Source organism: Zestosphaera sp. (assembly GCA_038727705.1).
Lineage (GTDB): Archaea > Thermoproteota > Thermoprotei_A > Sulfolobales > NBVN01 > Zestomicrobium.
In genome coordinates this window covers 57,045-76,878 of record JAVYVJ010000002.1, presented here as the reverse complement: position 1 = coordinate 76,878, position 19,834 = coordinate 57,045, and the positions used below count along the sequence as shown (strand labels likewise).

Annotated in this window: 26 protein-coding genes and 1 tRNA gene; 11 read left to right on the top strand and 16 right to left on the bottom strand. The window is 53.8% G+C overall.

From position 1 onward, the window contains the following. The first annotated feature begins 13 nt into the window (after positions 1-13). From QW772_04530 to QW772_04495, 8 genes are all read left to right on the top strand, one after another. Entirely contained in the window at positions 14-568 is a 555-nt protein-coding gene (locus QW772_04530; protein MEM0038172.1) for a tRNA (cytidine(56)-2'-O)-methyltransferase, read from the top strand. Then, positions 561-1,094, top strand: coding sequence for a transcription factor (locus QW772_04525; protein MEM0038171.1), 534 nt, complete (start codon positions 561-563; stop codon positions 1,092-1,094). Before QW772_04530 ends, QW772_04525 begins: the two co-directional genes overlap by 8 nt. Beyond that, positions 1,069-2,040: a DNA cytosine methyltransferase gene (locus QW772_04520; protein MEM0038170.1), complete on the top strand. Its 972-nt coding sequence runs from the start codon at positions 1,069-1,071 to the stop codon at positions 2,038-2,040. Before QW772_04525 ends, QW772_04520 begins: the two co-directional genes overlap by 26 nt. After that, positions 2,040-2,510 carry a RecB-family nuclease gene (locus tag QW772_04515; GenBank protein ID MEM0038169.1) on the top strand — a complete coding sequence of 157 codons (471 nt, stop codon included), beginning with the start codon at positions 2,040-2,042 and terminating at the stop codon, positions 2,508-2,510. Before QW772_04520 ends, QW772_04515 begins: the two co-directional genes overlap by 1 nt. A gap of 25 nt (positions 2,511-2,535) precedes the next feature. Continuing rightward, positions 2,536-2,624: transfer RNA gene (locus tag QW772_04510), tRNA-Gln, on the top strand. A gap of 45 nt (positions 2,625-2,669) precedes the next feature. Continuing rightward, positions 2,670-2,984, top strand: coding sequence for a hypothetical protein (locus QW772_04505; protein ID MEM0038168.1), 315 nt, complete (start codon positions 2,670-2,672; stop codon positions 2,982-2,984). After that, positions 2,981-3,562 (top strand): sulfite oxidase-like oxidoreductase, encoded by a 582-nt coding sequence (locus QW772_04500; GenBank protein MEM0038167.1) that lies wholly within the window; start codon positions 2,981-2,983, stop codon positions 3,560-3,562. Before QW772_04505 ends, QW772_04500 begins: the two co-directional genes overlap by 4 nt. Before the next feature lie 133 nt (positions 3,563-3,695). After that, a complete protein-coding gene (locus QW772_04495) occupies positions 3,696-4,073 on the top strand; it encodes a class II SORL domain-containing protein (protein ID MEM0038166.1) in 378 nt (125 codons plus the stop codon). A 220-nt stretch (positions 4,074-4,293) separates the two neighbouring features. On the opposite strand, the gene QW772_04490 is transcribed toward QW772_04495, so the two are convergent. From QW772_04490 to alaXM, 4 genes are all read right to left on the bottom strand, one after another. Further along, positions 4,294-5,409, bottom strand: coding sequence for a VIT1/CCC1 transporter family protein (locus QW772_04490; GenBank protein MEM0038165.1), 1,116 nt, complete (start codon positions 5,407-5,409; stop codon positions 4,294-4,296). Beyond that, a complete protein-coding gene (locus QW772_04485; protein ID MEM0038164.1) occupies positions 5,406-6,635 on the bottom strand; it encodes an FprA family A-type flavoprotein in 1,230 nt (409 codons plus the stop codon). The genes QW772_04490 and QW772_04485 overlap by 4 nt, the downstream gene beginning before the upstream one ends. An 84-nt stretch (positions 6,636-6,719) precedes the next feature. Continuing rightward, entirely contained in the window at positions 6,720-7,421 is a 702-nt protein-coding gene (locus tag QW772_04480; protein ID MEM0038163.1) for a peroxiredoxin, read from the bottom strand. A 161-nt stretch (positions 7,422-7,582) separates the two neighbouring features. Further along, positions 7,583-8,353, bottom strand: a complete 771-nt coding sequence (gene alaXM, locus QW772_04475) for an alanyl-tRNA editing protein AlaXM (GenBank protein ID MEM0038162.1) — start codon at positions 8,351-8,353, stop codon at positions 7,583-7,585. 116 nt (positions 8,354-8,469) lie between these two features. On the opposite strand from alaXM, the gene QW772_04470 reads away from it, so the two are divergent. Next, positions 8,470-9,168 (top strand): DUF357 domain-containing protein, encoded by a 699-nt coding sequence (locus tag QW772_04470; GenBank protein ID MEM0038161.1) that lies wholly within the window; start codon positions 8,470-8,472, stop codon positions 9,166-9,168. Between the two features lie 425 nt (positions 9,169-9,593). On the opposite strand, the gene QW772_04465 is transcribed toward QW772_04470, so the two are convergent. From QW772_04465 to QW772_04420, 10 genes are all read right to left on the bottom strand, one after another. Further along, positions 9,594-10,310 (bottom strand): 50S ribosomal protein L2, encoded by a 717-nt coding sequence (locus QW772_04465; protein ID MEM0038160.1) that lies wholly within the window; start codon positions 10,308-10,310, stop codon positions 9,594-9,596. A gap of 12 nt (positions 10,311-10,322) precedes the next feature. Beyond that, positions 10,323-10,580, bottom strand: a complete 258-nt coding sequence (locus QW772_04460) for a 50S ribosomal protein L23 (GenBank protein MEM0038159.1) — start codon at positions 10,578-10,580, stop codon at positions 10,323-10,325. Then, on the bottom strand, positions 10,577-11,386 hold the full coding sequence (gene rpl4p / locus QW772_04455) for a 50S ribosomal protein L4 (GenBank protein ID MEM0038158.1): 810 nt from the start codon (positions 11,384-11,386) through the stop codon (positions 10,577-10,579). Before rpl4p ends, QW772_04460 begins: the two co-directional genes overlap by 4 nt. Before the next feature lie 16 nt (positions 11,387-11,402). Next, positions 11,403-12,422, bottom strand: coding sequence for a 50S ribosomal protein L3 (locus QW772_04450; protein ID MEM0038157.1), 1,020 nt, complete (start codon positions 12,420-12,422; stop codon positions 11,403-11,405). A 172-nt stretch (positions 12,423-12,594) separates the two neighbouring features. Beyond that, on the bottom strand, positions 12,595-13,260 hold the full coding sequence (locus QW772_04445) for an METTL5 family protein (GenBank protein ID MEM0038156.1): 666 nt from the start codon (positions 13,258-13,260) through the stop codon (positions 12,595-12,597). A 58-nt stretch (positions 13,261-13,318) separates the two neighbouring features. Next, a complete protein-coding gene (locus tag QW772_04440; protein MEM0038155.1) occupies positions 13,319-13,663 on the bottom strand; it encodes a transcription factor S in 345 nt (114 codons plus the stop codon). Between the two features lie 25 nt (positions 13,664-13,688). Further along, a complete protein-coding gene (locus QW772_04435) occupies positions 13,689-13,976 on the bottom strand; it encodes a hypothetical protein (protein ID MEM0038154.1) in 288 nt (95 codons plus the stop codon). Positions 13,977-14,156: 180 nt separating this feature from the next. Then, positions 14,157-14,465, bottom strand: coding sequence for a DNA-directed RNA polymerase subunit L (locus QW772_04430; protein ID MEM0038153.1), 309 nt, complete (start codon positions 14,463-14,465; stop codon positions 14,157-14,159). A gap of 50 nt (positions 14,466-14,515) precedes the next feature. Beyond that, positions 14,516-15,127: a DUF2067 family protein gene (locus QW772_04425; GenBank protein ID MEM0038152.1), complete on the bottom strand. Its 612-nt coding sequence runs from the start codon at positions 15,125-15,127 to the stop codon at positions 14,516-14,518. Positions 15,128-15,190: 63 nt separating this feature from the next. Continuing rightward, on the bottom strand, positions 15,191-15,766 hold the full coding sequence (locus QW772_04420; protein ID MEM0038151.1) for an exosome complex RNA-binding protein Csl4: 576 nt from the start codon (positions 15,764-15,766) through the stop codon (positions 15,191-15,193). Positions 15,767-15,907: 141 nt separating this feature from the next. On the opposite strand from QW772_04420, the gene QW772_04415 reads away from it, so the two are divergent. Continuing rightward, positions 15,908-17,143 carry a M20 family metallopeptidase gene (locus QW772_04415; GenBank protein MEM0038150.1) on the top strand — a complete coding sequence of 412 codons (1,236 nt, stop codon included), beginning with the start codon at positions 15,908-15,910 and terminating at the stop codon, positions 17,141-17,143. 47 nt (positions 17,144-17,190) lie between these two features. On the opposite strand, the gene QW772_04410 is transcribed toward QW772_04415, so the two are convergent. Together QW772_04410 and QW772_04405 are read right to left on the bottom strand one after the other, a co-directional pair. Further along, positions 17,191-18,636, bottom strand: a complete 1,446-nt coding sequence (locus QW772_04410; protein ID MEM0038149.1) for a sodium:solute symporter family protein — start codon at positions 18,634-18,636, stop codon at positions 17,191-17,193. Positions 18,637-18,638: 2 nt separating this feature from the next. Next, positions 18,639-18,866 (bottom strand): DUF3311 domain-containing protein, encoded by a 228-nt coding sequence (locus QW772_04405; GenBank protein ID MEM0038148.1) that lies wholly within the window; start codon positions 18,864-18,866, stop codon positions 18,639-18,641. Positions 18,867-19,371: 505 nt separating this feature from the next. Between QW772_04405 and QW772_04400 the strand changes: the two genes are divergently transcribed. Continuing rightward, on the top strand, positions 19,372-19,725 hold the full coding sequence (locus QW772_04400) for a hypothetical protein (GenBank protein MEM0038147.1): 354 nt from the start codon (positions 19,372-19,374) through the stop codon (positions 19,723-19,725). Positions 19,726-19,834 lie beyond the last annotated feature (109 nt).

Sequence of the window (19,834 nt, the reverse complement as noted above, 5' to 3'; positions counted from 1 at the left end):
TGTTCCCCGTTTGATGGGTGCGGTCTTGAAGGGACGCAGGGTCTGCGTCCTGAGGGTGGGGCACAGGCCCGAGAGAGATAAAAGGGTCACCACGCACGTGGCGCTGACCGCCAGAGCTTTCGGCGCCTCCTGTTTCATACTAGGCGATGTTGAGGATCTGCAGGTTGGCGAGAGTGTTAGGAAGGTCTGTGAGAGGTGGGGGTGCGGTTCCTTCACCTACGTGTTAGGGGTTCCCAGCGTTGAGTATGCGACTAAGTGGAGGGATTCCGGAGGTGTGGTTGCCCACCTGACCATGTACGGTCTCCACATAAACGATGTGATAGACTCGATCAGGTCCTCAGGTAAGGATATCCTAGTGGTGGTCGGCGCCTCAAAGGTCCCGAGGGTATTCTACGAGCTGGCGGACTTCAACGTGGCTGTCGGGCACCAGCCGCACTCCGAGGTGGCCGCTTTAGCCATCTTCCTTGACAGGCTCTTCGATGGGAGGGAGCTTCACCTTATTTTCTCCGATGCTAAGTATTATATAGAGCCGACGGACCGAGGTAAGAAGGTGGTCAAGGTTGAGTAAGGTTGGAAAGATGGAGAAGCTTGCCAGGTTTATTGAGGAGTACGTCGGCGAGAGCGGGAAGGTGGTCTTCGAGGTTTTAGTGAAGCGTAGTAAGGAGTTGACCGACGCGGACATAATAACTGAGACAGGGCTCGGTGATCAGGAGGTCAGAAGGATTCTCTACGAACTCCACTCCCTCGGCATAGTCGCCTACAAGAGGAGGCAGAGCCCTGAGGACGGGAGGTTCATATACCATTGGTTCATAGATGCGGGCAGACTCAATCAAGTCCTCCTCCAGAGGAAGAGGGAAGTCCTAGGCAAGCTGAGGACGAGGCTTGACTATGAGAGGAGCCACACCTTCTTCACATGCGATAACGACGGAGTGAGGCTCACGTTCGACGAGGCATATGAGAATGACTTCAAATGCCCTAAGTGCGGTTCCGAGTTAAGAGCCGAGGATAACGCTGTAGTGAAGGACTACCTGGAGAACACCATATCGAGGCTGGAAGAGGAAATACTTAATGAGGAGAAGGAGATTACTGGCTGACCTCTTCGCCGGTGGAGGGGGCTTCACCAGAGGCTTCCACGAGGTCGGCTTCGAATCCGTTCTAGCGGTAGAGGTCGACGACGCAGCCGCCAGGACTTACGTCGCGAACTTCCCAAGAGCACTGACAGTTGTTGAGGACATACGCAGTCTCGAATGCGGTAGCATACGCGCCTTAATTGGACGCCGTAGGGTGGAGGTTGTTATAGGGTCGCCGCCGTGCGAGCCTTTCACAGGATCTAATCCAGAGAGAATGGAAGACCCGCTGGACAGGCTTTACAGGGATGAGGAGGGGCGGCTGGTTCTGGAGTTCATCAGGGTCCTCGAGTGCTTGGACCCCGACTATTTCGTCATGGAGAACGTCCCGGCCATACTTGAAGGTGATTTGAGGGGTGCGTTGAGGGATGAGTTCGGTAGGGCGGGTTACAGCGTACACTTTAACTTACTCAGAGCTGAAGACTATGAAACCCCCTCACGTAGGCTCAGGGTCTTCATATCAAACCTGAGGCTGGAGCCGCCTAGGGCAGGTAGGACGAGGACCGTGTGGGAGACCCTCTCAGACCTTCCCGAACCCTCGCACGACCCGGTAATACCCAATCATGAGCCTCCCCCGAACCTCAGTAAGTCTAAGTTGAAGAGGTCATCCAGGCTTAAGTGGGGCGGCTCTATGGTTATGTATGAGGGTGCTGGAGGGCGTGCGTTACCTAACCTCATAAGACTGCATCCGCATAGAGTGGCTCCTACGGTGTTGGGGGCCTCTAGATTCATACATCCCTACGAGAACAGGTTGCTGACGGTGAGGGAGCAGGCCAGGCTGATGGGCTTTGCCGACGACCATGTGTTCATGGGGGGTAGGGAGCAGCAGTACAATCAGGTTGGTGAAGCCGTGCCCCCGCCGCTGGCCAGGGTTATAGCTTTAGAGATCCTTAAACATATTGGTGAGCTGTAGTGGGTCTGGAGCTGGTGGTGGTGCTGAACAACGTCTCCTCGCCTCAGAGACTGACGGATGTGGCTAAGTTGGTGTACGGTTTGAGCGGGCTGAAGGCCGGCTTAGTCGTGACTAGGGTCTCTGGGATGGCTGCTCAGTCAGGGGTGCCTGAGGTGAGTAAGTACGCCTTCAGGAGGGGGAGGCCTTTCCTCGTCCTGCCGTCGTTGCAGGATGCCCTCGACATGCTGAGGCCTGACAGGGTCTTAGTTCTCGCCAAGACCGAGGTCTCCAAGGATGTAGGGGAAGTGGTGAGCAGGTTGGAGGGCAGGGTCGCAGTACTGGTCAACGGCAGTGATTCGCCGCCGACTAAAGCCGAGCTTGCTCTGGGAGAGCACGTGACTGTGGCCGGGTTCGATGAGTCTCTACCCCCTCAGGCAGCGCTGGCTGTAGTGCTGTATCTGATCACGTCCAAGCGGGCGGAAAACATTTAAGCATTGAGTGAAAGTAGGTAGGTGGAGCCGGGTCGTCTAGCGGCCAAGGATGCGGGGCTTTGGACCTGAGGAGGAACCCCCGTGACCGGGGTTCGAATCCCCGCCCGGCTACCACACCCTTAAATCTAATCCAAACATGTTTTAGGGGGTGTCGTTCGGTTGGAGTGTCGGGCTTCAAGTCCTGAGGCCCTTCACCCGAAGGGCATTAAGGAGGTCTTCACATGCATTCACGAACCTAAGGAGGTGGTGTTTCTGGGGGATCTACACAAACACGTGGCACTCGTCAAAGAGGTGCTCAGCGACCACTTAGGCTTAAAGGATTTGAGTGCGGTGTTCAGCGAGAACGAGGCCATAGGTTCTGACTACGTCCTCTACACGTACAGGTTGTTCAGCAGTGGAGGGTACGTCGGCTCGTGCAGGTTCGTGGTCCTGGGGAGCAAACTAATTAAGTCTCTATGCACTATTAGTCGGTGAGGGCTGAGGTTATGCGAGGCGGTGAGGGTCTCCCTCCGGGTCAGAAGGCTATACCTAACTTCATAATCTACAGGATACTAGGACAGCCTGATGTGGATGTAGTGAAGTGGAGGCTAAGGGTTGGTGGTGAGGTGAGCTCACCCACAACCTACACGTACGAGGAGTTGCTTGAGATGTCCAGCATGTCCTACGTCTCCGACTTCCACTGCGTCACGGGCTGGTCGGTCAGGAACGTGGCTTGGGAGGGCATCCCGCTGAGGAGGCTGATCAGCGAGGTCAACCCTTCCAAGGAGGTTTCCTGGGTCTTCGTAAGGAGTCTCGACAACTACACTACCGTAATACCCTATAGCGATTTCAACGACGAGAGAGCTATCCTAGCTCTCAAGGTCAACGGGAGACCCCTAAGTGTGGAGCAGGGCTTTCCAGCTAGAATCTTCATACCCCACCTATATGGGTGGAAGAGCGCTAAGTGGGTTACTGAAATCATCTTCACACGAGAGTATAAGGACGGATACTGGGAAGCACTAGGATATCATGAGAGAGGCAACGCATGGAGTGAGGAGAGGTTTAAGAGCTAGCAACGCTCGAACGCATTCACAAGGCATAGTTAGATAATTGTGACGTTGCATGACATAACTTAAGATCTAAATATGTCTATTAAATCTAGAGTGTTTATTAATTTTTGAGTACAATTTATTATGGTGTCTTAACATGAAAAACTTCAGTGAATTGATATACAGTCCTGAGAGGGCGTCGGGCGAGGCCATAACGAAGGTCGAGACTCACACGCCGAAAATTGAAGCGCCTGAAGTCGTTAAGGCAAACGAGCCTTTTGAGGTCAGAGTGTTTGTAGGTCCCCACCCCAACGTCGTGGAGCACTCGATAAGACGGGTTGAGCTTTACTTCTACGAGGAAGGCAGGCCCTTCAATCCTGTGAGGCTGGCAGCAGTTGAGCTAGAGCCCGTCTACAGCGAACCGGACATCAGGTTCAAAGTTAAGGTCAGGAAGGGCGGCGTCATATACGCCGTAGAGTATTGTAACCTGCACGGTCTGTGGGAGGCTAGGAAAGAGGTAAGGTTGTCAGACTAGGTTTTTAGTAATTTCCCGTGCCCATAAAACGCAGAGTAACCAAATAAACCGGATAAGGTAATACCTGGTAAACGGCCTTCACCCGAATTCACGCGGTTTTGCTGAAAACAGGTATTCCTAACCCTTCATTTCTCCTCCAGGTTCTCAGGGCCGCAGTCCCTAACCCGCATGCCATTGAGCCCAGCCCGCTACAGTGATGGGGATCGCTACTGTAAGCCCTTTAGATCTCGATTCCGAGAACTATGTTGGCCATCTTGCCGATAGTGTAGGTTGCTGCAGCCGCTGTCAGTCCTAACGTGATTAGCTCGACTACCTTGCGTCTGATACGCAGACCGCCTAAAACCGATATTATGAACCCGGTCACGCTCAACACGAGGGCGGCGCTGATGAGCGATAAGACTGTTGAGAAGGGCGGGGGGACTGAAGCAATGTAAGGTAACAATGGTACTGCGGAACCTATTAAGTAGGAGACCCCAGTGTAGAGCCCGGCCCTCGCTGGCTCCTCCAAAGCCTCCTCGCTCTGTCCTAGCTCGCTCTCAATCAGCAGTGATGAGAGTAGTCTGGGGTCCCTCAGCGACTCAGCTACTATCATATCGCTCAACTCTCTGGTGAAGCCCTTCCTGATTAAGTACTCCCTTAGCTCCTCGGCGCTGAGCTCAGGCTCCGCCTCAGCACTGACCCTTACGTTCCTCGCCACCTCGTTCTTGATCTGGACGTTGGACTTAGTGCTGACGTAGGCACCGATGCCCATTGAGAGTGCCCCTCCAACAGCTACTAGCAACCCTCCAACAGCTACGTAGAGTGAGGAGGTGAAAGTGCCTGAGAGTCCGGCGGATACTGAGAGGACCTCCACCAGACCGTCATTCATCCCTAGAACCACCTCCCTAACGTGCTCTAACAAACCCCTGAACCTGGACTCGATTTTCTTGAAGTTGCTTTCATGGATTAGTTCGTCCTTTATCACCATTCTTAAGACGAGTCTCTCCGACTCACTCAGGGGTCCTGAGTTGATGAATTCCATGTAGTTCCTCACCGCGTTGAATTCATCATGCTCCAGCAACTTGATCGTGAAGCCTGTGCCGAACAACATGTGTGTGAGTTTGAGCAGGGCCGCCTTCAGCCGGAGCTTCGTTACGTTCACGGCTGGTGTGTGTCCCCTCCTGCTCAGGAAGTCCTTCCAGAAGCTCGCATGCGTCGCCTCCATCAAGGCCAAATCACTTAACTTCCTTCTCACGTCGGCATCACTGACTCGGCTGGCTAAGTACTCGTAGACGATCCTAGCCAGTTCCTCATCCTCCAGAAAGCTGTGTACTTTACTGAGTAAGGAGTCACTCATTTAGAGCTGACCCCGGCTTGGGCGAGCACCTCCTTCACCATCGCCCTCAGCTTGATTAGATCCTCACTCGTCGGCGTGCTGTTCACCGCCAGCTCTCCCTTCACCACTAGCTTAGAGCCTGAGAGGATCTTCTTAATTTCCCTTGCGGCGGCATCACTCCAGCCGTATGCCGTTATCAGGTAGACAGGTTTAATCACGTTCAGTTTGTCCACGACCAGATTCAGCAGGTGCTTGGTTAGGGGGAAGAGGCCGCCATCATACGTCGAGGTCGCCACAACGAAAGCATCAGCGTCAAGCAGTTCCCCAAGGAAGTCTGCCACGCTGTCCCTCTGCGTTGACGTGAACCTAAACACTTCAACCCTAACACCCCCGCCCTCAAAACACTTCAGGAAATCCTCGACCAGCTTCCCGACGTAGCCGTACATTGAGGTGTAGAGCAACACGACCTTACCGCCTTCAGCTCTGCCCTCAGACCAGGAGCGATATAGCTCCACGACCTTCCTGACGATGTCAGCGCCTGAGAGCACCGCCCCATGCGACGGGGCCACTAGATCCACGCCTAGCCCGAGGGACCCAAGCTTGTCCAGAGCTTTAACCACGTTCTCCCTATAATGCCCCACTATGTTTGCGAAGTACTTGCGCATAGACCGAACGTACTCGGTTTTAAGGTTTTCAACGCTGCTTACCACATACGGCGCCGTTGAGTAGGCGCCGAAGGCATCGCACGTCATCAAAGCGTTGGAATTCTCGACATAGGTGAACATAGTCTCAGGCCAGTGGAGCCACGGCGTATGGATGAACTTGAGCTTAGTGTCGCCCAGCCTAACCTCCTCACCATCTCTGACCTCACGGAATCTGACGTTAATGTTGAGGAGTGCCTTAATCAGTCTTGAGGTGAGGGGATGTCCTAGCACCTCAGCTCTAAAGCCCTCCACTCCGGCCAGATCCTTCAGGGAGCCGCTGTGGTCGGGTTCCATGTGGTGGACTACAACGTACCTTATGTCTCTGAAGTCGACAACGCTCTTCAACGCCTCCAGGTACTCCCTGGAGAAGCCGGATTTGACAGTATCGAAGATGACCTCGCCCTCGTCGGTGTGCAGTACGTAGGAATTGTAGGACACTCCCTCAGGTATCTCCCACATAGCCTCAAAGTACCTCACCTCGGTGTCAGTAACTCTTATGAGGTCTAAGTTCTTCATCACCTTATGAATTGCCACGTGACTCATGAATCACACCTAATCTTAAATTATGAGCTTCTCTTATATTTGGAAAAATTTAAGGTCGAGGGTTTGCAGCGATGTTGCTTTAATTTACCTCTTTTCCTCGGCAACCCTCCTTAGGAAGGACCTTGCCTCGCTGGCATCCTCGTGAGGCACTTCCTTATAGCAGAACCACCAGTCGAAGCAACTGTACTTCTTGAGCCTCTCAGGTATGTCGACCATGGTGGATGGCGGCGGCACTATCGCCTTCTCACCTATGAGTTCGTTGTTAGGCCAGTTGGCGGGCATTGCAACACGGTTCTGAGTGTGGACCTGCAACGCTTTAACTATCCTGAGTATCTCGTCCATGTTTCTGCCTAGCTCCAGCGGGTAGTAGAGGATTACCCTTATGATCCCCTCCGGATCCACTATGAACACAGCCCTCACAGTCGCCGTCGACGACTGCGCATGAAGTAGCCCGAGCTTCTCAGCCACCTGGCCCCTCGGGTCAGCTATTATAGGGAACGGCACTTCATAACCCAGCTTCTCCTTAATCCACTCAACCCACTTAATGTGACTGTAGTTGCTGTCTATGCTCAGACCTATTAACTCCGTATTGAGCCTCCTGAAGTCCTCATACCTGACTGTAAACGCCACGAACTCGGTTGTGCACACTGGCGTAAAGTCTGCTGGATGACTGAAGAGGATGAACCACTTGCCCTTATACTCGTCAGGAAGAACCTTCTTACCGTAGTTGGTAACTACCTCAATTTTAGGGAAGGGTTCGCCTATCAAGGGTATCAATCCAGGCATTTATTTCACCATATAATATAATGATATTAAGGTATTTAAGTTTTTCACTAGCAATAATGACTTTAACTTTTGAATTACTATAGGTTTTATGTATATTATAAATTATAACTGTTAGCACAAATTTCATGAAGAGGTGTTAAAATCAAACAGTCTTGATTAGTTTAAGCACGCAAATCGTTGATTGTATGGGTCGTTTCACTGAGATAGTACCAACCGGGCTCAACCGTGTAGTATATCCTCTTCCTCCTCTTACCCTTGTTCTCTGTTTTCAGAAGCACGAACCTCCCTATCTCCGCGGTGTTCCTGACGTGCGGCCCTCCGTCTGCCTGTATGTCTACTCCTTCAATCTCAACTATCCTGAGGTTTTTGACTTCTGGGGGTGTTCTGGCAGCTAGTTTGACGATGCCGGGAATCCTCATGGCCTCATCCCTGCTGAGCCAGTATATCTTGACCTCCACCCCCCGCTTGATTATCTCGTTGACCTTCCCCGCGGCAGTGCTGAAGATCTCCCTCTCATCACCCTGTATGTCGTAGTCCTCCTTCGCCTTATCCGGCTCGACGTCCCCTCCCGTAACTAGAGATCCGTAGTCACTGTACATCACCGCGGAGAGTATGTGCGCCGCTGTGTGGAGTCTCATCAATCTGTACCTCCTCTCCCAGTTGATCTCACCGGTGACGGAGGTTCCGGGGCTCAGGCCTTCAGTAGTGTCTAAGATGTGTATGACCTCCCCCGAGCTCTTGTCCACCACCACGTCCCTGACCTCGTACCTTCTCTGACTCGAGTACAGCCAGCCCGTGTCGTTAGCCACGCCGCCGGAGGTCGGGTGGAATGCCGTCCTGTCGAGGACTACGCCCTCACGCGTTACTTCGATGACGGTGGCTTCAAACCTCCTTAAGTAGCTGTCCCTCTGGAAGAGCAGTTCCGTAACCACTTAAACCACCAAATGTATCTCCCTCGCAGGATTAATTAAGAAGTTACTCAGCACCCCTTAGGGGCTGGCTGTTTTAAATACCGTTGGGCTTAGTTAATTCTCCGGGGCCTGGTAAGATGGCATCAGAGGAGCTCGCGGCCAGGGTCAGGGCTTACATAGACATGGTTGAGAATGCTCTGAAGAGGCTGGTCCTCAAGTCCGGCGGCAGAGAGGTCGGTGAGATCGTCGGTCTAGCTGGCCTGTACCTGAAGGACGCTAAGCACTACTTCAGCGTCGGCGACTACGTGACCTCACTTTCCTGCATTGCATACAGTGAGGGCCTGATAGACGCGTTGAGGATGTTAGGAAGCGTTGAGGTTGAGTGGACCAGGAGCCGCCCATCCAGAGTGCTGATCGGCGGCACTTTCGACATACTCCATCCAGGACACCTCCACTACATGCGTGAAGCGTCTGGGAGGGGTCTGGTGTTCGCCGTGGTCGCCAGGGACTCGGTCGTCAGGAGGGTTAAGGGGAGGGATCCGCTGTTCGACGAGAGGTCCAGGCTCGAGCTAGTCTCCTCCGTCAAGCACGTCTACAGCGCCTTACTGGGGGATGAGGAGGACTTTATGAAGCCCGTGACTATCATTAAGCCGGACGTGATTCTGCTGGGAGCGGATCAGCCGGTTGACGAAACGACCCTCATCAAGAGGGGGGAGGAGTTAGGCCTTAAGTTTACAGTGGAGAGGTTGAGGAAAAGGGTTGAAGGCCCCCTCATGTCCACCTCAAGCATAGTTAAGGGGATCCTTCAGAGATACTGCGTCAATCAAATTCAGTAATGTTTCAGTGGTTGCCCGTATCCATTGGCTGAAATATTCTGGGTACTTCGGTTACTTCGGTTCCTCTGGCACTGTCCCCCACCTGCGGCTACAGAGCCTTCGGCGGGGAGTGGTTCACAGAGCTCCGCCCCTCGCCAACGGCTCACCAGCTCACAGACTCCGAGTAATCTCTAATGTTGCCAAGATATACAAAGCTTGATTCAGACAGACAGCATCAGCATGCATGTCCGTAACAAGATACCTAGGTCTAGAGCCGAAATCACTAGAGGTAGTCCAGGTATCCAAAAGAACCAGAAACAACACAACCAGCAAATATCGTAGATCTTTCCCAGGTTTTGAGCGACCTCGGGTTTCTGGGATCTGCAGTGGCCTATAGGAAGGGATTCAGGGAGGACAAACGTCCTGGCTGGAGATGGGTTGGAGGGCTACCTCTTTCTGAGGCCTGTCCTCCTGGCTGCAATGTGCCCGACCTTCCTGCCGGGCGGTGCGTTCCTGGACACAGTGGACGGGTGAGACTTCCTCTGGTGGTGGCCTCCGCCGAACTTGTGGCTGACTGCATTCATGGCAACTCCCCTCACTTTAGGCCACTTGCGTGCCTTCACCTTCCACTTATGGTAGGAAGCGCCAGCCTTAAGCAGAGGTTTCTCAGGTCTTCCCGCACCCGCAGTAACTCCTACAGTTGCTCTCGCTGTGCTGAGCACGCTCTTCTGCCTCTTGCTAGGAAGGAGGAGTATAGTGTAGGCACCGGATTTTCCAAGGACTATTGCATAACTCCCCGCCTGCCTCGCTAGCTTGCCGCCGTCGCCGGGCCTGAGCTCTACGTTGTAGACCTTCGACCCCTCAGGTATCTTCCCCAGCGGTAGGGTGCAACCCAGGCTTGCCGGGGCATCAGGACCTATGAATACCTCCTGCCCTACATACATGCCTTCCGAAGCGGGTATGTAGTACTCACCGCCGCCCTCCAGCCTCACTCGAGCTAGGGGGACCCACCTCCCAGGGTCATGCACTAGTTCAGTGACTACTCCTCTGTAAGTCACGTCGGAGGGCGGAGGGTACTTAGCTTCAGCGACTCTAGTGTGTGCAGGGCTCCTGAAGTTCTGCCCTCCGCGGCCAGCCCTCTGCTGAAGAGTCTTCTTACCCACTCACACCACCACTTAAATAAGTCCTAACTTAGTAGCTACTTCGCTCGCCTTATACTCCGGCTTGAGCTTAACGTATGCTTTCTTCTCCCCCTCCATAGTTATGGCTGTACGCACTTCCTCGACCTTAACGCTGAACAGCTTCTCAATAGCCTCACGGATCTGGTGTTTAGTTGCCTTCAGCTCCACTATGAAAACCAGAGTGTTTTCCCTCTCAACTAATGTGAGCGCTTTCTCAGTTGCCAGCGCCCTCTTTATGATGGGGATGCTCATACCGTAATCACCTCGAACCTCTTCTTAAGCTCGTCAACGGCTGACTTAGTATATACAGTCAGCCTCCCAGGACTCCCTCCCGGAGCCAGGTGGAGTACGCTCAGCATCTTAACTGAAACTACGTCAACGCCGGGCAAGTTCCTGAAGGCCCTGTAGGTGCTCACGTCATCCTCGTGCGTTACAATGAGGACGGACCTGGGTGTCACGTACCCCCTGCCCCTCATCTTGCCCTTACCGGCTCTGATTCTGGTTCTCTCACCGGCTCTCATGACGTCCGCTATAACGCCTATGCTCGCTAGCACCTTCCTTGCTTCACCAGTCTTGGAGACTTTGAGCGCGCTGTCCTCAACAATGACTGGGAGGACCTCCCTGCCGAAGACGTGTCCCCTCTGCCTAACTAATTGCGGTACGCTGGTCGCCGCTATGGCTGACGCCAGTGCCCTCAACTTCTCCTTCCTGTTGATATCCTCCCTAAGGATCTTCTCGACCTTAGGTGGGTGGGCTGGCCTACCCCCTCTAGTCATCGGGGCTATCACAGCACGCCCGTTATCGAGCCTTGGAACTCTGGCGGAGCTGTGGCCTATCCCCCACGACTCACCAACTCTCCTCTTCCCTGCTAGGGGGTCCCTCCCCTTAGGCTGGAGCCTGGCTGTAAAGGCCGCTAGGAAAGCCCTCCTTATTAAGTCCTTCCTGATCGGGAGTGAGAAAATGGGGGGAAGAGTCAACTCACCGATCACCTCACCGCCAGCGCTGAGTACCGGAACCTTCCTCTCCACCGCCTCAAATACCACTATCCTGTCTGCCACAATCCATCACCTAGCTCTAAATCTTACTGTCGAGACTTATATAGACTACCTTCGGCGCTTTCCCAGGCGCCCACTTGGGCGGTCTCACAGGCCATCTGAGGATCAGAGGTCTTCTGGGGGTTCCCTGCACGGAGCCCGCCACAACGACGTAGTCCGTTTTAACGAGGCCGTAGTGTGGGAAGCCACTGACGGGCGTTACTTTACTCCCGTCCTCACCGATCATCAGGATCCTCTTATTGTACTCCGTCCTCCTGTGGAAGCCCATCTGGCCTGGCTGAGGGACCGTGCTCACGGTCCCGTAGGCGGGGCTCCTGGCGCCTATCCTCCTGTACCCCTTTCTGTGTTTGTGCCACTTGGGAAGCTCCCTGACGCCGAACCTCTTGACGACCCCCTGGAAGCCCTTCCCCTTAGTAACTCCTATGACGTCTATGAACTGCCCTGCATTAAATACGTCCGCTATCCTCACAGGCCTACCGAGCAACTCCAGCGCGTAACTCAGCTGAGTCTCCAGGTCACCACCGCCCAGCCTAACCTCAATCACGTCAGGCACCTTCTTACTCAGGCCCCCAGTCAGCTTAGGTTGCGATGACATTATCAAAGAGATTCTAGCGACCCTATCCCTCATTTCCTCAAGCCGCCTAACAGCCCTTTCAAAGGCGTCTGTCGATACTGAGAGTGTCTTGACCCTCCTGTGGATCTCCAGATCCTCCGGAGGCGTCTTCCATACCTCGGTGAGCGTTCTCAAGCCGCTTAAAGTAGCTTCGTAGAACCTTGCTGCCAGAGGGATCATTGGCGGTGTTTCGATGACCGTCACAGGGACGAATATCTCCTGCCCGTGCGTCGGCCTTCCTTCACGGTCGTCGACCATGATTACGTGAGTCATACCTACCTTATAGCCCAAGAAAGCCAGGGGCTTAGGCGTCTCAAACCCTACTTCAGGCCAGCTCCGAACAGAAGGCACGAACTCGGCGGCCCTCTTCCTAGGCCTTACACCCAGCGACCCTCTACGTGGAGCACTCCACTTCCTCCTAGCCATTAGCTTCACCTAACCTACTGCGATCCTAAATGATTTGGCGGTGAGTGCTTAAATACTTTTCAAGGTAGGGGGGTCGAGCCCCTCTGCTCGTAATAGGCAGTGAAGCCCGGTTGTTGTCAGTCTCTACGTCCCTACATCACGTCTCAGCACTCGGCAAACACATCATCCAAGACTACTCCCGCTCTGCATCCTTAAATGTGTTGCTACCCTTAACGGATCTGATCATTACGGAGTCCACCTGCAGAACCTTCCTCCGGTGCTTGGGTAGGGAAGCCCTGAGCGGGAATTTGAATGTCTTAAGCACCTCGTAGTTGAAGCCCAGAGTGGTGGAGAGCCTCTTCAGGGCGTCCTTCAGGCCCTCGCTGAGCTTATGTAGCGAGTAAGTAGTACCACAAACCTTGAGAGACGCGGTAAGGAAGTCGGTGTCAGCCTTCCTGGACTTGACTCCGAACGGGGGGTTCATCATTACAACGCAGTCGCTGGCTCGGAAGGGTGGCGCCTCCCTCAGGTCGGCCAGCACGACGTCGTGGAGGGTTGATGACATGGTGGTTAGGACCTCCCTAGCGATCTCAAGAGCGTCGAGATCCACGTCGCTACACACGACGTACTTCGCGTTAAGCATGGAGGCAGCTAGAGCAAGCCTCCCAGTCCCACACCCCATATCGTGGACGACCCTGCCTTCCAAGTCGTCCCGCATGAACGCGTCCCAAGCGAGCTCCGCGGCTATGTCGGCCGGAGTCACGTACTGCTCGAGACCCTCTTTAGGGTTCCTGAAGTCCGGGACTTTCGAGAGCAGAATCTCCAACTCCTTCTTAGACGTGCACTTGTTTGAATGCAATTCGTAGACCACCCGATTATTAAGCCTCGACCTTGAGGGCAGAGACTTGAACTACGGGTTACTCATATTCCCTCCACGTATGTCCGCACTTAACGCATTTATAGAATCTCGTCGGCGGTTCGTCGGCCTTCCTCGTCTGGAGGACTGTGTAGTAGGCTTCATCGTTTCCGCATCTAGGGCACTTGACGTTCCTAACCTTAGGAAGCGTCCTGTACGAATCGTCGGGGGATATTACGTAGAGCTTCTCCTTCTCACTGTGGGTTATCTTCTTAGAGATGGTTGGCAACGCCTTCCCTTGCTGAGGCTCCTTCCTGTAGCCGCATCGAGGGCAGACCAGCACAGCCTTGTCTCCCTCCCTCCTGGCGGTCATCAGGGACCCGCATTTAGGACAGAAGTACGTCATGGCATCACCTCGCTATGAGGATTATTCAGCACAGTAGCTTATATACCTCAGCGAAGAAGCGTTTGATGAAGTCCTCGTAGACTCTCAACCCCTCGACGTCCGCCTGACTAATCGCGTCGAGACGTACTCTGAGCCTGACCCCCCTGCCTAACCCCGGCCCGGCGAGGAACTCATCAAGAGCCCGCTGACCCCCGTCTATGAAGCCCACATGCTCCACGGATAGGGTGCCCCTTAAAATCACGTAGGCCGTGTACTCGTTGCCCTCAGGGCATCTGAACGTCTCGTAAACCATTACCCTGATCTCCTTCTTCAAAAAGAGCACCGAAGGCTAGAGAATCGTTTCTCGGCGAGCGGTATTTCACCGTCTCCCGTGTTTTTGTGTTTAACCTCCACATAGCCTACCTCTCAACGACCTCCTCCCCAGCCCCGCCTGCGGGAACGGAGCAACGAAGAGAAAACAGTCCTCCTGAAACATCCCCATCAGCGTCAACCATCACTCACTGACCCCTAGAGTGTCGACGATCAGTTTAAGCACTTGCTTCGCCTCATCCCTAGCGCTGGCCACAACCTCCTTAAGGACCTGAACGGGATCAGTACCGTCCGTCACTATCCTCAGGATGGGCGTCCCGACCAGCGGGTGCTCGACCACGTATGTGGCCAGTTTAGTATGCGGGTTGCTTAGGGCGGACTTAGCGAGCAGGTTTGCTAGGGTGTGGTCCTCACCCTCTATCGCCAAGACGAGTTCTCTGTCCGTGTACTTACGGACTCTTATATTCATCCTGCACCGTCCTCCTCCAACCATTAAACGCTACTCAGTGATTTATATTTCTCAGTTCTAGGTGAAGTTAGCCCTCAGCGGGTCAGACACCTCCTGAGCAGAGCCCTCCACTCGCCGTTGGTCCGCAGGCCTTCATCGGTTTCGATTAGGTAGTTAAGTTGCTTCAGATCCTCCACAGACTCCTCCACACTCGCTCCCTTGAGCATTGCGTATGCGGTGACCAAGCACTTAACAGACTGCGGTGTTTTGGGGTACTTTGCGTTGAGTTGGAGCAGAAGGTCCGCAAGGGTTTTCGCGGTAGTGAGTAGGTCGCTCCAGCTGAACCTCCCTCTAATGACACCTCCGTTGAACTCGACGTCAATGCCCCTCAGCCTCAGCACCTCCACCAAGGCTTGAGACATGAGGGGCTTCCCTACCTCCTTAATCACTTCAGACATCATCACGCCCCCGATTACCTGAGGGGCTAGCTTCCTCCTAACCTCACCGTACGTCTTTATAATTAACCTCTTAGTCTGCGCGACCTCGGTAGGGCTGCCCACTATCATTATCTCCACCGAGTTCTTCCTTACCCTCTGCTTTATTAGGGGGGCCTTCACTCCCTTAATCCCTGTCAGTGCTTCAGCCACCTCCAGACACTCCTCTTGAGATGAGCAGGGTAGAGAGAGCCTAACAGGGTTTGAGCGCACTGTGAGGACCTCCGGGCGGGTGCCTTGATGTTATGTGCTTAGTGAACTCGTCCGAGCCTGTGGTCAGGGACACTTAAGGATCCCGTACTCGAGTGACGTCTTCCGCCCCTCAGTGGACCCGCATGAAGGGCATGCCAGAGTATTGCCCTGCTTGATCAGCTTGGCGCCACACACGCTGCAGTACGCGGTCACGACCCCCAGCTGATGCTCCTTGATTGTTAGGTGGTAGGGCGGGGCCTCCGAGAGCACCTTAGCCTTTATCACGTCCCCCGGCTTCACCGCACTGTAGACGCTCTTCACGTACTTGTCCGACGCTTGAGAGGCATGTAGGATCCCTGTGAGGGTTGTGAGGTACTTGAAACACTTAACATCACTGTAGATCCTCACTAACGCGTACTCATCCCTGACCGAGAAGACGAACCCGTATATGAGGTTTCCCGGCGACGGCAGGCGGGTCCTACCGCTCAGCGGCTTGACCTCAACGACCCTCAGATCGAGGTTGATGCTCGGGTAACCGGTTACTGTGGCTTTAACTCTGCCGTTATCCTCGTAGGCCCCGTCACCCGGCAGGAACTCCTCGACCACACATATCTCGTCGCCAGGCACTACCTTCAACCTGCTGATGTCCTTCAGCCTCACTACCTAACCCCAGACTATATGCGGTAATAACGTTATAAGTTGATTACATGAAACTCTGAGACTCTCGGGGTTTGCGGGCCCTAAGTGTTTTGAAGTGTATTATATTTTTAACTCCACGCCGCAGAAATCATGTGTGGTATTATGTGGGAGGAGGTTTTAAAGGTTATCGATGACATGCGTTCAGAGCTTGTCGAGCTGACGAGGGAGTTCATCCAGGTACCCACTGTGAACCCTCCCGGTGAGCGTTACGAGGAGATGGCGGACCTCATGATCAGGAAACTCTCAGACTCGGGCTTCACTGTGGAGAGTGTGAGGGTTCCTGAGGAGGTGCTGAAGGCTTATGGGCTTGAGCTACCGCGGGTTAACGTGATCGGTGTCTTGAAGGGCGCTGACTACGGTCGTGCTCTGTGCTACAACGGCCACTACGACGTCGTTCCGCCCGGCAGCGGATGGAGTGTGGAGCCCTTCAGCGGCGTGATTAGGGAGGGGAGAATCTACGGCAGGGGCGCTGCTGACATGAAGGGCGCCAACGCCGCGATGCTCATAGCGGTCAAGGCGTTGAGGGAGGCCGGTGTTAAGCTGGGTGGTGACGTAATCTATGTGGCGACGCCTGACGAGGAGACAGGCGGTCATGCAGGTGCTGAGTACGTGGTTGAGAAGGGGTTGGTCAGGAGTGACGCCTGCATCGTAGGGGAGCCTACGGAGGTGGATAAGGTGGCTGTGGCTCATAAGGGGGCTCTGTGGCTTGAACTAACGACTTTAGGTAAGGCCGCCCATGCCAGCCTCCCGCACAAGGGGGTGAACGCAGTTGAGAAGATGGCTAAAGTGATCGCGGCATTCGACAGGCTTAAGGCCGAGCTCTCTAAGAGGAGGACTAAAGCCCCTATGCCCGACGAATCCAAGGCGCCTACGGTGATGATCGGGGGTCTCATCCGCGGTGGTGTGAAGATAAACGTGGTTCCGGACAGGTGCACCGTGACCGTGGACAGGCGTCTAGTACCTGAGGAGAGCGTGGATCAGGCCAGGGATGAGGTGGTTAGACTAGTTGAGGAGTTAATGGCTGGGGATCCCGAACTGAAGGTAGAGGTCAAAGTGCTTGAGGCCGCTATGCCTGCCTACACCCGCGAGGATGAGGAGGTGGTCAAGATTGTGAGGAACGCGGTCAAGACGGTCTTGGGCAGGGAAGCGATCGTGACAGGCCTTCCCGGATTCACTGATATGAGATTCTTCAACAAGGTAGCACCCACCATACTCTACGGTCCCGGAAGTATGACGCAGGCACATGTTGCGAACGAACACATACCGATCGAGGATCTAGTCGTCGGGGCTAAGGTTTACGCGTTGACGGTCCTCAACTTCTTAGGCTATAGGGAGTAGTGGATAAGGAGTTAAATTTAGGTTTCAGATTAAAAACAATTTTTAGGTCAAACAGTTGTAAAGAACTTCTTCAGCGTCTCGGTGGACGGGGGTTTAGTGGCCAGAGACACCAGTATCGCCGTGATGAAGTTGAAGGCAAGCCCCCAGATGCCGGCGTTCACTTGGTATGGGTTCACCCACACCCATGTAGTCAATATGACGACTATAGTTCCGACCAGTATCCCCGCGAATATGCCATGTTTAGTTGCTCTTCTCCAGGTTATGCCGAACACCATGCCCGGAAAGAACTGCACTGCCAATGAATAGGCTATCAGTAGCAGGTTGACTAGGAGGGTCGGGAAGTAGAGTGAGAGGATGAGGGAGATAACGCTGACCACTATGGTCATGAACCTGGCTAGCCATGCGGTAGTCATGTCGCTTAAGCCCCTTCCGAAGCCTTTCTGAATCCAGTTCCTCGATATTATCACTGCGGAAGCTTGGATTAGACTACCACCAGTGGATACGGCGGCCGCAAGCCCGCCGGCCCCTATGATGCCGACGATGGCTGGGGGGAAGAAGTTGACCACATCCGTCATGACCGCCAGGTCAGGGTTCTTAAGCCCTGGGAAGAGGAGTAGGGCTGAGTAGCCTGCGAGGACTATTGGTACTGCGAGGAGGGAGTACCATGGCATCCAGGCGCAACTACGCATGCCGTCGCGCTCGGACTTGGCTGAGTACATTCTGGCCGTCAGGTGCGGGAACATCCAGAACCCTAATGTCGTCAGGAGCAGTGTCGACATGTACCATGGGAATCCATGTATCCCCTTAGCGCCTGGGAGGACTAGGTGTTGCGGGCTGACGCTCATGATCTGCCTGAACATGGGTTCGGTCCCTCCGAAGGCCATGAAGGGCACTGCAAGTATCATGAACGCGGCCACGAACATCAGGACGCCCTGCAGGACGTTGGTCCACGCAAGCCCTCTGTACCCGCCTATGAAGAGAAACACTACAACACAGAAGTACGCTATCATTATGGCCGTCGTCGGGTCTATGGCTCCGTAGCTGGCTGTCTGAACTATTATTCCCGTGCCCTGGATCTGAAGCTGTATGTATGGTAGTAGGAGTGCGACCCCCAACACTGAGGCCAAGATCCCTAGGGCATTGCTTTCGTACCTGTCCATGAGGAAGTCGGCCTGGGTTATGTATCTGTACTTCCTGCCGAGCCTATTGAGGTAGGGGAACAGCACAAACCCCGTGGAGTATGCGGTGACGAAGTACGCTAGAGCGTAGTATATCGGGGCTCCGTAGTTGTAGGCCCAACCACCGAGGCCGAGGAAGGTGAAAGCACTGTATATCTCGGCGGCCAGCGTGAAGAATATAACGACCATGCTGAGACCTCTCGACGCTACGGCCCACTCCTCCAGACTGAACTTCTTGCGCAGGCCGGCCGTTATGCCGACAGCCGTGGATATGATTAGCCAGGTGAATATTATGACAAGAGCTATTATGTCCATCACTACTCACCCCGCGTGCGTATTATGTAGGCTATAGTGAGCAGGAAGGCACCGAGAACCATCCACAGTATATGCCAGAACATGTTGAACGGCAGGCCCAGCATGAAAGGCTCGACCCTAGTCATGACGAGAGGCGCTCCAAGAATCAGGACGAGAGGGGTTATCAACACGATGAGAACGCTTAGCTTCTCCCTTTTAGGGGATGCAGCCATAACAACCACCACATGCATACATACGCTAATATTAGTACATATAGGTATTTAAACTTTTTTATACGAGTAAGAATAGTCTTATCCACTACCAACCGCTAGGTGTCTAAGGTTAAAACCTAAAATTAGCTTTGAGGTCCATATCTTCAGGTGTATTTCGGGAACGCGCGCAATTTAGTTATTGGTATTACTTCTAGTTCCGATGACCAAAGCACTCGCTCTAACGTACTTTGTGGTGTGTCCCGGGGAAAGGGGGTCGTCGTAAGTGAATTGAACGCCACCCTTATCATGATGAGTAATGCATATAGCCAACTGCAGGGCATGTGCGATAGTCTCTTAGAGGAGTACGCTGGTCTCTCGGTCGACTGCAGCAGGCTAAACTCGAGCTATCACAGCCTCGTCATAGGGCACGATGAACTGAACTCAACCTACCGGGAGCTACAGGCTGAGCGTTCGAGACTTCAGAGCAGAGTCGACGAGTTGAGCAGGGAGCTCTCAGCACTAACTGAGGAATACCTAAGGTTTGATGAACTCCTACACTGCCTTAAGTCAAGAGTTCCAGCGATTGTTGAACAACTACACACTACTCCTCACCGAGTACAGCGCGCTAACCAGCAACTACCAGAACCTGAGACGGCAACATGACATCCTCAGCCAGACTCTGAGAGCTCTGGCGGAGGAGTACCGCACTACCCGCGAGGCCTATGACGCGCTCCTAACTAAACACGCAGTACTCTACGAGATGACTTTAAAGCTGAACTCCTCTTTGATGAATTTAGTAGTCCTCACCCAGAGATATTGTTGTGTTTCTGACGCGTTCGAGCGTGTTTTAACGCTGAATGAGACATGGGAAGTATCACCCTACGTTAGCGAGGTATAAGCAAGGTGACTGTGACGACCAAGCCTCATCTACCGCGATACTGTCGAAGAATGTGATCCTCCCCCGCTCATAGACCATAGCAAAGCCGACCACAATACCGCTGAACTCA

Excerpts from the sequence above, each read along its gene's own strand:
- QW772_04530 (MEM0038172.1), top strand. The coding sequence starts at position 14 with ATGGGTGCGGTCTTGAAGGGACGCAGGGTCTGCGTCCTGAGGGTGGGG.
- QW772_04520 (MEM0038170.1), top strand. The coding sequence starts at position 1,069 with ATGAGGAGAAGGAGATTACTGGCTGACCTCTTCGCCGGTGGAGGGGGC.
- QW772_04495 (MEM0038166.1), top strand. The coding sequence starts at position 3,696 with ATGAAAAACTTCAGTGAATTGATATACAGTCCTGAGAGGGCGTCGGGC.
- QW772_04490 (MEM0038165.1), bottom strand. The coding sequence starts at position 5,409 with ATGAGTGACTCCTTACTCAGTAAAGTACACAGCTTTCTGGAGGATGAG.
- QW772_04485 (MEM0038164.1), bottom strand. The coding sequence starts at position 6,635 with ATGAGTCACGTGGCAATTCATAAGGTGATGAAGAACTTAGACCTCATA.
- QW772_04480 (MEM0038163.1), bottom strand. The coding sequence starts at position 7,421 with ATGCCTGGATTGATACCCTTGATAGGCGAACCCTTCCCTAAAATTGAG.
- QW772_04470 (MEM0038161.1), top strand. The coding sequence starts at position 8,470 with ATGGCATCAGAGGAGCTCGCGGCCAGGGTCAGGGCTTACATAGACATG.
- QW772_04460 (MEM0038159.1), bottom strand. The coding sequence starts at position 10,580 with ATGAGCATCCCCATCATAAAGAGGGCGCTGGCAACTGAGAAAGCGCTC.
- QW772_04450 (MEM0038157.1), bottom strand. The coding sequence starts at position 12,422 with ATGGCTAGGAGGAAGTGGAGTGCTCCACGTAGAGGGTCGCTGGGTGTA.
- QW772_04440 (MEM0038155.1), bottom strand. The coding sequence starts at position 13,663 with ATGACGTACTTCTGTCCTAAATGCGGGTCCCTGATGACCGCCAGGAGG.
- QW772_04430 (MEM0038153.1), bottom strand. The coding sequence starts at position 14,465 with ATGGTTGGAGGAGGACGGTGCAGGATGAATATAAGAGTCCGTAAGTAC.
- QW772_04415 (MEM0038150.1), top strand. The coding sequence starts at position 15,908 with ATGTGGGAGGAGGTTTTAAAGGTTATCGATGACATGCGTTCAGAGCTT.
- QW772_04410 (MEM0038149.1), bottom strand. The coding sequence starts at position 18,636 with ATGGACATAATAGCTCTTGTCATAATATTCACCTGGCTAATCATATCC.
- QW772_04405 (MEM0038148.1), bottom strand. The coding sequence starts at position 18,866 with ATGCATGTGGTGGTTGTTATGGCTGCATCCCCTAAAAGGGAGAAGCTA.
- QW772_04400 (MEM0038147.1), top strand. The coding sequence starts at position 19,372 with ATGAACTCCTACACTGCCTTAAGTCAAGAGTTCCAGCGATTGTTGAAC.